Here is a 12,651-nt window from a genome sequence, read left to right as displayed (position 1 = left end):
CTGCCGCAGGTCGGCTCGCCGTCAGATGGCGTTGAACGGCTCGCCGTCGAGTGCGATGGACGGCTGCCCGTCGGGTCCCTTCGGCACATCGCCCGCCAATGTCACGCGGTACAACCTCCGGTCATGGTCGGTTGTCAGGTCTGAGGGCGCGAGATGCACGGTCGACCGGTTGTCCCAGAACGCGATACTGCCCGGTTCCCATTTGAACCGAACCGTGTACTCGGGCCGGGCGAGCTCGTCGTAGAACAGGCCGAGCAGCCGCCGGCTCTCGTGCGGCGAGACGCCGGCGATGTGGCTGGTGAATCCGGGGTTCACGTAGAGCGCCTTCTCCCCGGTCTCGGGGTGCACGCGTACCACCGGATGCTCGGTGAGCAGCGGTCGGCGCTGCACGCGTCGCCGGTAATCGTCTGTCGCGGTCGTGCCGTCCGGCGGTGCGAACCGGTGCACGGCCCGCAAGCGGTCGGCGAGCTTCTGCAGCGGGGCCGACAAACCGGCATATGCCGCAACGGTGTTGGACCACTGCGTGTCACCACCGTACGGCGGTATCTCCTCGGCCCGCAGTATCGACGCGAAGGGCGGGTTGACTGCCGCGGTGACGTCGGCGTGCCAGCTCGGTTTGTCGAAACCCCGCGAAGTGTCGTAGCGCGCTTTGAACCGGTCCCGGAATATCGGGTAGATCGTCGGGTAGTCGGGGTCCGGAATCGAATCGAACAACGGATGCGCGGGCGTCGGCGCGCCGAACGCCGCGGCGAATCGCAGATGGTCGTCGTGGCCGATGAACTGGTCGCGGAAGAACACGACCTTCCACTTCAGCAGTGCCGCATGGATTTCGGCGACATGCTCATCGAGCAGCGGTGCGGTCAAGTCGATTCCGCTGATCTCGGCACCGGTCCAACCCGCCTGCGGACTGATGCTCAACGCGGACGCGAGTTGAGTCATTGCTGTTCCCTTCTTTGTTCTAGGACTTGAGCGAACGGGGCGTGACACCGTCGAGTTGGTTCTGCGCGTTGACGATGTCGTTGTAGCGGCCGTCGACATATGGTTCGACATCGACGTGCGTCTTGGTCGTACCGGTCTCGTAGAGCCCGTCGGCCACGCTCTGGAACAGCGCGGTGCTGTCCGCGTCGATCGGGTAGTAGGAGGCGATACCGTCCTCGTCGTACAACGTCTTTCCCTGATCGAACGTGATGCCCTGCTGTTTGACGTAATACTCGTTGATCCACTCGTCGGAGTGCGTGTCCTTCCAGTTGTTGGCCGCGACCGCCCGGCCGACGTAATCACCAATGGCGGCCACTTTCGCCGGGTCATCGAGTACGTCCTTGTGCACGATCAAGCTCTGGATCCCGGTGTTGATGCCCTTGCCGTCGCCGAGGATCGGCGGTTCACCGAGCTGGTAGTACTGGTTGCCGAGCACGATCGCGGCGTCGACCGCACCCGCCGCGAAGGTCGGAACGACTTCCGCCCCGGCCAGTTCCACGGGTTGCACATCGGTTCTGAGGTCGAGGCCGTGCTGTTTGAGCAGCGCAGCGGTGATCATGTGTCTGCCCGAGCCGGGCGGATAGGCGACCCGTTTACCGCGCAGTTGCTCGATGTTCGTGATCCCACTGTCGGGGCGGGCGACGAGGTAGTAGCCTCCGCTGGTCCCCGGATTGGCTTGAAGGCCGATCGTCACCAGGTCGGTGACCCCGCTGTCGACCGCGATGGGAACCGGTGCCTCACCGATCGATCCGACGTCGGCGGCGCCGGATCGCAAAGCCTCGATCACCGCTGCCCCACCACTGAAGTCGGCGAATTCGACCTCGTATGGTGCGCCTTGCCCGGCGCCGGCGAGATTCCACGGCAGGGATTGCGTGGCGTTCTGCTCTGCGACCACGATCTTCGTCCCGGCAGGGACATCGGTCGTGGTCGCGATCTTCACGGAATCGATTGCGGGCCCGGCCTCTTCGGACGAAAGCCCGCACGCGCTCGCAAGCAATGCGACCAACAGGACAGCGGTCATGCGCCACCGCGGACGGACATTGGGATACACGGTCATTCCTTATGTCGGTGTGCCGTTCGGCACGGGTCAGGACTGGTCGTCCGACACGCCCAGTTCGGCGAGCAGACGTCTTCTGAGCGTGACGAATTCGTGGGAGTCTCGGGCTCGGGGCTTGTCCACCGAAACCTGCACGTCGAGCGATATGACGCCGTCGGTCAGCACGATCACCCGGTCGGCCAACACGATCGCCTCGTCGACGTCATGGGTTACCAGCAACACTGCCGGCGTATGGCGCCGGTACAGATCCACCAGCAGGCCGTGCATCTTGATCCGGGTGAGCGCATCGAGCGCACCGAATGGCTCGTCCAGGAGCAGCAGTTGAGGTTCGCGCACCAAAGCCCGTGCGAGCGCCACCCGCTGGGCTTCCCCGCCTGACAATGTGCGCGGCCACACTCTGGCCTTGGTGGCCAGATTCACTTCAGCGAGAGCATCGAGCGCACGTTGCCGCACCGCGGCGGTGGCCGGAAGGCCGATCGTCACATTGGAAAGCACGCGTTGCCACGGCAGCAGCCGGGGATCCTGGAACACGATGGCCCGCCGCTGCGGCACGCGCAGATAGCCGTCGACATCGCTGTCGAGCGCACCGAGCGCCCGCAGGAACGTGCTCTTACCCGATCCGCTGCGGCCCAACAACGCAACGAACTCCCCCGCGCGGATCTCCAGCTCGAGGCCGTCGATCACAACGTTGTCGCCGAAGCGCTTTCGTACGTCTCGGGCGATCACCACGGCTTCGGTCTCCACACCTGCATACCGCGTGTCAGTCGCCGTCATATGCCCGCCTCCAGGTCAGGAGCCGAGCTTCGAGAAAGCGCACAACGAGGATCGAGACCAGGCCGAGAATCGCGTACACCGCGATGAGCACGAACACCACATCGATCTGGAAGTACTCGCGGGCGTCGGTCATCATCCGCCCCAGACCCTTCTTCGCGTTGATGGTCTCGGCGAATATCAACGACAGCCAAGATGCGGTGAGCGCAAGCCGCAGGCCCACGAGGAAGCCGGGCAGTGAGCCGGGGACGATGACGCGATAGATCAGCTCGGCGCGACCGGCGCCGAACGAGCGTGCCGCCTCCACCAGTGCGGCATCGACGCTGCGAATCGCACTGAAAGTGTTGATGTAGATCGCGACCGCCACTGCGAGGGTGATCAGGAGGATCTTGGGAACCTCGCTGATCCCGAACCACACGATCAGCAACGGAACCAGCGCGAAATTCGGAACTGCCCGGAGGACTTCCATATTCGCGTCGACGAAGTTCTCCCCCAGCCGCGACAGACCCGAGATCAACGCAAGGACCAGGCCCAGGACAATCCCGAAAGCGAGGCCATAACCGACGCGCAGCAGACTCGCGACAAGATGCTCTTGAAAAGTACCGTCGGCGATGAGCGTCCACGCAGCGCTCAATACCCGCGTGGGCGGTGGCACCGTCCGCTCGTCGAAAACGCCGGTGGTCGAAAGCACCTGCCACCCGACCACCAACAGAACCGGGCCGAGCAGACGCTGCAATGCCCGTGGCACCGCAGGCTTGCGCTGAGCTTTCCGCACCGCTGCCCGCGGGTCGACGAGACCGGCCGGCTTACCGCTTTCGGCGATCCGGCCGGGTGTCGACAGCACCGTCGACATGTCAGGCGGCCCCGAAGTAGTCACCCGAGATCGATTCCGATGCAACGCCATCCGGACCGACTGGGATGTCACCTACGAGAGTGATGCGGTGCAGGACCCGGTCGCCATCGACGTGTTCGAAATCCTTGGGCGCCAGGTGCAGCGCGGCACGGTTGTCCCAGAACGCGACGCTGCCCGGCTCCCACTTGAACCTGACCGAGTACTCCGGGCGCGCAATCTCTTCGAACAGCAGGTCCAGCACGTGTCTGCTCTCGCGCGGAGCCAGGTTCACGATCTCGCGAGTGAACGACGGATTGACGTAGAGCACCTTCTCCCCGGTCTCCGGATGGACGCGCACAACGGGATGGATCGATGCGAGCGGGTTGCCACGTACGAGATCGCCGATCTTCTCGGTGCTGCGCTCGGCGGAGACCGACGAGCCGAAACGGTGTTCGGCCCGCAACTCATCGATGAACGACTGCACGGCCTCCGACAGGCCGGCATACACCGCGGCCACGTTCGTGAACTGGGTGTCACCGCCGTATGCGGGTACCTGCTCGGCGCGCAGGATCGAATGTGACGGCGGGTTGATCAACGGCGTGACGTCGGCATGCCAACCGGGGCCGTTGGGACTTTGACGCTTGCGGTACTTCGTTCCATAACGATGGTCGTAGGCGGCCGGGGACACGGTGTGGATCTGTGGGAATCCGGGTGGCGCGGAATCACCCTCGTAAGGATGGCCCGGCGTCACGGCACCGAATTGTGCGCCGAAGGCGATCTGGCCGGCGTGGTCGAGGTCCTGGTCACGGAAGAACACGACTTTCCACTTGTGCAGCGCCGCCCGGATCCCGGAAATCTGGTGATCGGTCAACGGTGCTGACAAATCAACGCCGCCGATCACCGCTCCGGTCCAGCCCGACAGCGGCGTGAGCTCGATATCGGTTTCGGCGGCTGCATTTGCATCCGTTGCCGTGGCCGCAACTGTTGTCACTGCCGTGCTCCCCTCGAAAGTGCCTGCAGGTATCGATCATTGGACGCTAACGACGATCGAATCCCGGGTTACCGGTTTGAATCGGCGTGACGAGAAAGCCGAGGCGCCTGCATCCATCCGATTCCGTAGCCGTCGCGCCCGATCCAGATTTCCGGCAACGCAGGGGACAACATGGCCGCACCACCTCAGCGACGTTGCCCGAAGATATTGACAGGCCGGTCAGAACCGCTCCGGCCTGGGCCGGGCCTCGTGGAGTCCTCGGACGGCGGCCAATCCCAGTGTTGCGGACACCCTTTCGCGAGATTCGGGTACGCGGAGCCGTAGCCAACTCCGCCTCGAACCGGGGATGCCCAATTTTCGGGTGTTCCCACGGTCGCCTGTCAGGTCGTGCACAATATGAGGTCGCGTCAGCGACCTTGTTTGTGAAAACTCACCACAACGCCGTCACGGGAGCGAGCTTGGTCACCCACCCAGCGTCCACCTCATGTCCGCCGCGCACCGGTGGAAGGCATCGAAGGCCACCGGAGCGCCGCTGGCTGCCCATCGGCATCGGGGTCGCGGCAACTGCCCTCGTCAGCTCACTGCTCACGGCGTTCGTCGTCTTCACGACACTCGCCGCCAAGCTGTCATCACGTGACTCCACGTATGCGGTGGGCGCGAAAATGCTCGCGGTGAACCCCGATCGGACACCGCGGCACCGCGCGACCGAACAACCCGGCACCGCGACCGTGTCGCCGTTCGCCTTCGACCAGTCAGGATTCATCGGCTCCGGCGCACGCTGCCGAGACACCCAGACGGCACGGGCAATCGGTCGCACCGAAGGCTCCCTCGTGGTGATCTGCCTCGACCGCGCCGGCCGGTTCGAGTACCACGGCGTGCGGTTGACCGACGAGGCGGCGCTCGCCGCGACGGCCCAGAAATCTCCCGACCGAAAGTTCGTGGCACGCAACTACAGCGTGAGTTACGCCGTCTCCCCTACTGAACTACTTGTCACGTCCGGAAACACGGTCATCAAACGCGAACCGATGGTGGAGTATCGCGAAATACTCTCGACGCCGGTGGTCGTCGCGCCTCGCTAGCGCATGCTGTTGCCGGGCGTTGCCCGGCGCCTGCCGTTTAATGTGATGCGGATGGACTCGAAGTTTGCGTTCGAACTCGCCGGCATCGATGCGATCGGTCAAGCCGGTCTCGCCGCTGCTGGTGACGTGACCGCCGTCGAACTTATGGATGCCGCCATCATCCGGACGGAGGCGACTCGTTCGCTCAACGCGGTGATCACGGACCTCTTCGAGCGCGGACGGGCCCAGGCTGCTGAACTCGACGAGTCGGCGGCACTGCGGAACGGCGAGCGGGGCCCGCTCGCGGGCGTGCCGTTCCTGCTCAAAGATCTCGGTGCGGCCTTGGCCGGAGCACCAGAAGCGATGGGGTCACGGGCGTTACGAGACCATGTGGCAACGGATTCCGCCTGGACCGTGCAGCGGTATCTGAATGCCGGCCTTGTGGTGTTCGGAAAGACCAACACCCCGGAGTGGGGCAACCACTGCACAACCGAACCGGTGTTGTTCGGACCGACGGTCAACCCGTGGTCACGTTCGGTGACGCCGGGCGGCTCGAGTGGCGGATCGGCTGCCGCGGTGGCGGCCGGCGTCGTACCTGCCGCGTCCGGCGGGGACGGAACCGGTTCGATCCGCGTCCCGGCATCGTGCTGTGGTTTGGTCGGGCTCAAGCCGCGCCGCGGTCGCGCGTCGTTCGCACCTGACGGTGGTCATGGTTTGGAAGGGCTGGTGAACAATCACGCGCTGACCCGGACGGTGCGTGACTGTGCCGCCCTTCTCGACGTGATCGCGGGCAGCGCCGCAGGCGATCCCTACACCGCCCCGGTACCGGAAGAGACCTTCCTGCAAGCTGTTTCGCACGCACCGCAGCCCCAACGGGTGCTGATGTCGACCACGTCGCCGTTTCCCACCGAGCGGATCGACCCTGCTGTCGTCGCTGCGGTCGAACGGACCGGGCGACTGCTGGAGAGCATTGGGCATCAGGTCGAGGCGGGCGGCCCGTCGATCGATCCGGACACGGTGGCCGACGCGGTTGCGGTGCTGCACAACGTGAGTAACGCTCAATTGCACACGTTCGCCTCGGGTCAGCTCGGCCGCGAGCCCACCGAGGACGAGTTCGAGCCGAGCACGTGGGTGATGATCCGCGAAGGGTTCACCACGACCGGCATGGCATACGCGGACGCCATCGCCGCCGTGCACGCACAGACCCGTCGGTTCGCCGCCGGAATGGCCGGACACGATGTGTTGCTCGTTCCCACTCTGCTGACCGGCCCACCACCGTATGCGCTGCTGAACCAACCGCGCGGCACGACGCGGGCGTTCTTCGATGTCGAATTCGCCACCACCGGCTGGACGTCGCTCGCGAATGTCACTGGCTGGGCCGCGATTTCGCTTCCGCTCGGGGAAACCGCCGACGGCCTGCCGGTCGGGGTACAGCTGATGGCTGCCGACGAGGCGATTCTGCTCAGCATCGCCGGTCAGCTCGAGCAGGCGGCACCATGGGCCGGGCGCAAACCCGCCGGTTGGGTTGCACACGACAACCCAGCGTGACCGGCTGCCCGTAGGGTCGGCGCCATGGCGCACATCCGTCCCGACCGCACCGCCGCCCTCCGCACCGCCGCTGACCACGCCGAAACCTTCCTGAACGGGCTCGACGATCGGCCGGTGGCCGCGCGCGCCGACGCATCGGGCATCCGGGAGTCCCTCGGTGTCACGCTTCCCGACCACGGCGAGGACCCGGCGGCTGTCGTCGAGGCTCTCGCGGTCGGAGCCGACCCGGGCCTGGTGGCCAGCGCGGGTCCGCGACACTTCGGCTTCGTGATCGGGGGCGCCCTGCCGGCCGCGCTCGGCGCGGACTGGCTCGTATCGGCGTGGGACCAGTGCGCGGCGTTCCATTCGCTGTCACCGGCCGCGGCGGCCATCGAGGAGATCACCGCGGGCTGGGTGCTCGACCTGCTCGGCCTGCCGCGCGGTGCGAGTGTCGGATTCGTGACCGGTGCGCAAGCCGCCAACACCACCGGCCTGGCCGCAGCACGCCACGCGGTGTTGGCCCGAGCCGGTTGGGACGTGAGCCGTGACGGACTGATCGGAGCGCCTCGGGTGCGGGTGCTGTGCGGCGAGCAGGCCCACGTGACCATTTACGCCGCCCTGCGGTTGCTCGGATTCGGCGAAGCGGCCGCCGTCCGCGTTGCAGCCGACGATCAGGGCAGGATGAGACCCGAAGCGCTGCAGGCCGAGCTTGTCGCAGGCGATGGTCCGGTCATCGTGTGCGCGCAGGCCGGCAACGTGTCCACGGGCGCCTTCGACGATCTCGAGGTGATCGCCGACCTGTGCGACGCGCACGATGCCTGGCTGCATGTGGACGGCGCGTTCGGGCTGTGGGCGGCGACGGCACCGGCCACCCGGCACCTCACCGCGGGAGCCGAGCGCGCGGACTCATGGGCGGTGGATGCCCACAAGTGGCTCAACGTGCCGTACGACTCGGCGATGGCGATCGTCGCCGATCCCGGCGCGCACGTTGCGGCGACCAGCCTGGCCGGGCCGTATCTGGTGGCCGATCCGGGCCAGCGCGACAACACGAACTTCGTTCCCGAGAGTTCGCGGCGCGCGCGGTCCGTGCCGGTGTATGCGGCATTGCGATCGTTGGGCCGCTCCGGGGTGAGCGACCTCGTCGAGCGCAACTGCGCTCAAGCGCGGCTGATGGCAAGACTGCTGACCGAGCGCATCCCAGGTGCCGAGGTGCTCAACGACGTCGTCCTCAACCAGGTACTGGTCCGGCTGCCCGGAGGCGAGGCCGCAAATCGACGGGCGGTATCGGCGGTACAGGCCGACGGCACCTGTTGGCTGGGCGGCACCACCTGGAATGGCGAGTACGTGCTGCGGGTGTCCTTCTCGAACTGGGCCACCACCGACCACGATGTGGACCGGTCCGCGGCGGCCATCGCCGGCTCGTCGGGCACCCCGCTGAGCGCGCCGGCATGAGGTGGGGGTCCGCCCGCGAATCGCCGCCGAATATCCTCTGAGGCGAATAGCCACCGCCGGCGTCGTCCGGCGGCCAGAATCGCATAGGACGCGTCTTCAAAGGAGTGGGCACCCCGTCATGACGAACCAGGTGAACCAGCAGCAGGCCGACAAGATGACATCGGGCAAGGGCTTCGTCGCCGCGCTCGACCAGAGTGGCGGATCGACCCCGAAGGCGCTGCGTCTGTATGGGGTGGAGGAAAGCGCCTACTCGTCCGAGGACGAGATGTTCGACCTGATCCACCAGATGCGCTCGCGCATCATCACCTCGCCCGCGTTCACCGGTGAGCGGGTGCTGGCTGCGATCCTGTTCGAGCAGACCATGGATCGGTCGATCGAAGGCAAGCCGTCGGCGAGGTTCCTCTGGGAGGACAAGGGTGTGGTGCCGCTGCTCAAGATCGACAAGGGCCTGGCCGAAGCCGCCGACGGTGTACAGCTGATGAAGCCGATGCCGGCACTCGACGAGTTGCTGGCCCGCGGGGTGGAGAACGGCATCTTCGGCACCAAGGAGCGCTCGGTCATCGGCGCCGCCAACCCGACCGGTGTCGCCGCGGCCGTGGCCCAGCAGTTCGAGGTGGCCAAGCAGGTGCTCTCCCACGGACTGATCCCGATCATCGAGCCCGAGGTGACCATCTCGATCTCTGACAAGGCCGAGGCCGAGGACCTGCTCAAGGCCGAGATCGCCAAGAACCTCGACGCGCTGCCCGAAGGCCAGCGGGTCATGTTGAAGCTGACCCTGCCGACCGTCGCCAACCACTACAAGTCGCTGGTCGATCATCCGAAGGTCATGCGCGTCGTCGCCCTGTCGGGTGGCTACTCCCGCGACGAGGCCAACGCGCTGCTCGCGCAGAACAGCGGCGTCATCGCGAGCTTCAGCCGGGCGCTCACCGAAGGCCTGTCCGCACAGCAGAGCGACGACGAGTTCAACTCCACGTTGGACAAATCGATCCAGTCGATTTTCGAAGCTTCGATCGCCGGCTAGGCACAGGACGCGGCGAGGCGCACGCAGATGGTCATGCCCATTGATCGCCCCAAACTGGAGGGCAATGTCGCCGTAGGCGACGGCCGCCAACTCGGATTCGCCGAATTCGGCGATCCACAGGGGCGGGCCATCTTCTGGCTGCACGGCACTCCCGGTGCGCGCCGCCAGATCCCCACCGAGGCCCGGATATACGCCGAGCAGAACCACATTCGGCTGATCGGCGTGGACCGACCCGGCATCGGGTCCTCCACGCCGCATCAGTACGAGGCGGTACTGGATTTCGCCACGGATCTGCGGGCGATCGCCGACACGCTCGGGATCGACAAATTGGCCGTCGTCGGATTGTCCGGCGGTGGGCCGTACACCCTCGCTGCCGCGGCGGCCATGCCTGACCGCGTGGTCGCCGCGGGCGTCCTCGGCGGCGTTGCGCCGATGGTCGGGCCCGACGCCATCAGCAGTCCGCTGATGCAACTCGGCGCGGTGGTCGCGCCGGTCATCCAGGTGGCCGGAGCACCGATCCGGTTGGCCGCGTCCGGCTTGATCCGGCTGATCCGTCCGGTGGCCTCGCCGGCTTTGGAGATCTATGCGCGGCTGTCACCGGAAGGCGACCGGCGGATGCTGGCCCGGCCTGAGTTCAAGGCGATGTTCCTCGACGACCTGCTCAACGGCAGCCGCAAGCAGTTGGCCGCGCCGTTCTACGACATCGTGGTCTTCGAGCGGGACTGGGGCTTCCGGCTCGACGAGGTCAAGGTCCCGATCCGGTGGTGGCACGGCGACCATGACCACATCGTCCCGTTCGCGCACGGCCAGCACGTCGTGGCGAGGCTGCCCGAGGCCAGGCTGACCGAGTTGCCGTACGAAAGTCACCTCGGCGGGCTGGGCTGCGCGCAAGAGATCATGGGTTCGATGATCGACATCTGGGACGCAGGCAAACTCGTCTGACCATCGGGTTGACCTCAACCATTGTTGAGGGTGCAGGCTGCGGTCATGACGACAACCACGATGACCCAGATCGCCTCGGACCTGTGGGAAACCCGCACCGACGCACCGTTTCCCGGGCTTACCACGCATGCATATCTGTGGACCCCCGGCGGGCGCCGGACCGGGTCCAACGCCTTGTTCTACTGCCCGGCCACCGATGCCGACTTCGCCACGATCGAATCGCTCGGCGGCGTCGAGGATCAGTACCTGTCGCATCAGGACGAGGCCGGGCCGATGCTGGCCCGCATCGCCGATCACTTCGGGGCACGCTTGCACGCCCCCGCGGCAGAGTCGGCCACCATCGGCAAACACTCGGACATCCATGTGCCGGTGGCGAGCAGGCACCTCGACGGCAACGGGGTCGAGGTGATTCCCACGCCGGGCCACACCCCGGGCAGCACAAGCTATTTGGTCGAGGGCGCCGATGGCCACTATCTGTTCACCGGGGACACCGTGTTCGTCGGCGACGACGGCCGCTGGTCGACGTTCGTGATTCCCGGCGTCGGCGACGCCACGGCGATGGCCGAGAGTCTGCGGCTGTTGGCGACGCTGGAGCCTGACGTGGTCATCTCCAGCGCATACGGAGACCGCGCTGTCACGGTCCTTGGCGAGCGTTCCTGGTCCGAGTGCGTGGCCGAGGCACTACGCACGGTTCCTGCCACGAACTGACCGGAGATCAGGAACTGGTGGTGAGCGCCCGCCGCAGCAGGTGCATGGCTACCGTCGTCGATCGCTCCCGGATGTCGGAGCGGTCGCCGGGCAACCGCAGAGTGCGTGTCACCGCGACACCTTCGGCCCGCACCGAGAAGCACACCGTGCCGACCGGTTTGTCCGCGGATCCGCCGCCAGGACCCGCGATGCCGGTGATCGCCACCGCGACATCGGCGCCGAAGTGGTGCAGCGCTCCGGCCGCCATCGCATCCGCCACCGGTTCCGAGACGGCGCCGTGCTCGGCGATCAGCATGGGATCGACATTCAACAATTCGGCCTTTGCTTCGTTGGCGTAGGCGACCACCCCACCGGCCAGATAGTCCGACGCCCCTGGCCGATCGGTCAACCGAGCCGCCAGAAGCCCACCGGTGCAGGATTCCGCCGTCGCGATGCGCCGGCCGGCGAGGAGCGCGGCAACCTGATCGTCGACCGTCGCACCGTCCTCGGAAAAAACCGCATCACCGTGGCGATCCCGCAGCAGCGCGAGCAGATCACCATAGGCGCCTGCCGCCTGCGGCTCGTAGCGTGTGACGATCTCGAGCTCGCCACGCCGCAGGCACGTGGTGATCTCTAGCTCGTCGAATCCGGCGATGGAACCCTCTGCCTCGCGCAGGGTTTCGGCCAAACCCGATTCTGGCAGACCGAACATCCGCACCATGTCCTGCCGATACACGGTCCGGCCCGAGATGGCCTGTTGCACAGCGTCTGTCGCGACAGCTCGGGACCACATCGGCTGCAGTTCGCGCGGCGGCCCCGGCAGCACCACCACCGTCGGACTACCCGGAACGACGACGCCGGGTGCGGTGCCGACGGGTTCGAGGACTTCCGCACCGACCGGCACGAGGGCCTGTTTACGGTTGGCCGCGCGGACCGCGTCGAAATCGACGCCGGGACGCCCGCTCATGAGCTTGCGCAGGATGGCAGCGATGCGCTCTTCCAAGGCCGCGTCCAAAACCAGTTCCCGTCCGCAGAACTCGGCCACGGTCGCGACCGTGAGATCGTCTGCGGTCGGGCCCAGGCCACCGGAGGTGATAATCAGGTCCACACCCTCGGCGGCCAGGAACCGCAACTGGGCCTCGATGTCGCGGGGACGGTCGCCACAGATCGTGATGTGGGCGAGTTCGACCCCGAGCTCGAGGAGCTGGTCGGCCAGCCACGGACCGTTGCGGTCCTGAATCCGGCCGGTAAGGACCTCTGTTCCGGTAACGACGATGCCTGCACGTGCGCTCACGGATTGCACCTTACGCATCGGTGCGGGCCTGGTACGAAAAC

General features: G+C 66.4%; 12 protein-coding genes. 6 read left to right on the top strand and 6 right to left on the bottom strand.

All coding sequences use genetic code 11. The annotated features are described in order from the left end of the window. Positions 1–21: 21 nt before the first annotated feature. The 5 genes from ACRCUN_RS26615 to ACRCUN_RS26595 all read right to left on the bottom strand — a co-directional run bounded on the left by ACRCUN_RS26615 (position 22) and on the right by ACRCUN_RS26595 (position 4,629). Positions 22–939, bottom strand: coding sequence for a TauD/TfdA dioxygenase family protein (locus ACRCUN_RS26615; protein WP_462144619.1), 918 nt, complete (start codon positions 937–939; stop codon positions 22–24). A 19-nt stretch (positions 940–958) separates the two neighbouring features. After that, positions 959–1,999 carry a PhnD/SsuA/transferrin family substrate-binding protein gene (locus ACRCUN_RS26610; RefSeq protein WP_462144618.1) on the bottom strand — a complete coding sequence of 347 codons (1,041 nt, stop codon included), beginning with the start codon at positions 1,997–1,999 and terminating at the stop codon, positions 959–961. A 66-nt stretch (positions 2,000–2,065) separates the two neighbouring features. Further along, positions 2,066–2,809, bottom strand: coding sequence for an ABC transporter ATP-binding protein (locus ACRCUN_RS26605; RefSeq protein WP_462144617.1), 744 nt, complete (start codon positions 2,807–2,809; stop codon positions 2,066–2,068). Beyond that, a complete protein-coding gene (locus ACRCUN_RS26600) occupies positions 2,796–3,683 on the bottom strand; it encodes an ABC transporter permease (protein WP_462144616.1) in 888 nt (295 codons plus the stop codon). Before ACRCUN_RS26600 ends, ACRCUN_RS26605 begins: the two co-directional genes overlap by 14 nt. Then, positions 3,661–4,629 (bottom strand): TauD/TfdA dioxygenase family protein, encoded by a 969-nt coding sequence (locus ACRCUN_RS26595; RefSeq protein ID WP_462144615.1) that lies wholly within the window; start codon positions 4,627–4,629, stop codon positions 3,661–3,663. Before ACRCUN_RS26595 ends, ACRCUN_RS26600 begins: the two co-directional genes overlap by 23 nt. 458 nt (positions 4,630–5,087) lie before the next feature. On the opposite strand from ACRCUN_RS26595, the gene ACRCUN_RS26590 reads away from it, so the two are divergent. The 6 genes from ACRCUN_RS26590 to ACRCUN_RS26565 all read left to right on the top strand — a co-directional run bounded on the left by ACRCUN_RS26590 (position 5,088) and on the right by ACRCUN_RS26565 (position 11,337). Then, positions 5,088–5,708, top strand: a complete 621-nt coding sequence (locus ACRCUN_RS26590) for a hypothetical protein (protein ID WP_462144614.1) — start codon at positions 5,088–5,090, stop codon at positions 5,706–5,708. 51 nt (positions 5,709–5,759) lie between these two features. Further along, positions 5,760–7,235: an amidase gene (locus ACRCUN_RS26585; protein WP_462144613.1), complete on the top strand. Its 1,476-nt coding sequence runs from the start codon at positions 5,760–5,762 to the stop codon at positions 7,233–7,235. Between the two features lie 24 nt (positions 7,236–7,259). Beyond that, positions 7,260–8,666 (top strand): pyridoxal phosphate-dependent decarboxylase family protein, encoded by a 1,407-nt coding sequence (locus tag ACRCUN_RS26580; RefSeq protein ID WP_462144612.1) that lies wholly within the window; start codon positions 7,260–7,262, stop codon positions 8,664–8,666. Between the two features lie 118 nt (positions 8,667–8,784). Then, complete coding sequence (locus tag ACRCUN_RS26575) at positions 8,785–9,687, top strand: fructose bisphosphate aldolase (RefSeq protein ID WP_462144611.1); 903 nt, start codon at positions 8,785–8,787, stop codon at positions 9,685–9,687. Positions 9,688–9,714: 27 nt separating this feature from the next. After that, on the top strand, positions 9,715–10,629 hold the full coding sequence (locus tag ACRCUN_RS26570; protein WP_462144610.1) for an alpha/beta fold hydrolase: 915 nt from the start codon (positions 9,715–9,717) through the stop codon (positions 10,627–10,629). A gap of 60 nt (positions 10,630–10,689) precedes the next feature. Beyond that, positions 10,690–11,337 (top strand): MBL fold metallo-hydrolase, encoded by a 648-nt coding sequence (locus ACRCUN_RS26565; RefSeq protein ID WP_462144673.1) that lies wholly within the window; start codon positions 10,690–10,692, stop codon positions 11,335–11,337. Positions 11,338–11,344: 7 nt separating this feature from the next. Here the strand turns inward: ACRCUN_RS26565 and ACRCUN_RS26560 are convergent, their stop codons facing one another. Beyond that, positions 11,345–12,610 carry a competence/damage-inducible protein A gene (locus tag ACRCUN_RS26560; RefSeq protein ID WP_462144609.1) on the bottom strand — a complete coding sequence of 422 codons (1,266 nt, stop codon included), beginning with the start codon at positions 12,608–12,610 and terminating at the stop codon, positions 11,345–11,347. Positions 12,611–12,651 lie beyond the last annotated feature (41 nt).

This window comes from Mycobacterium venezuelense, assembly GCF_054919535.1.
Note: the sequence above shows the minus strand (reverse complement) of the source record. Positions and strands in the feature narration are given on the sequence as shown.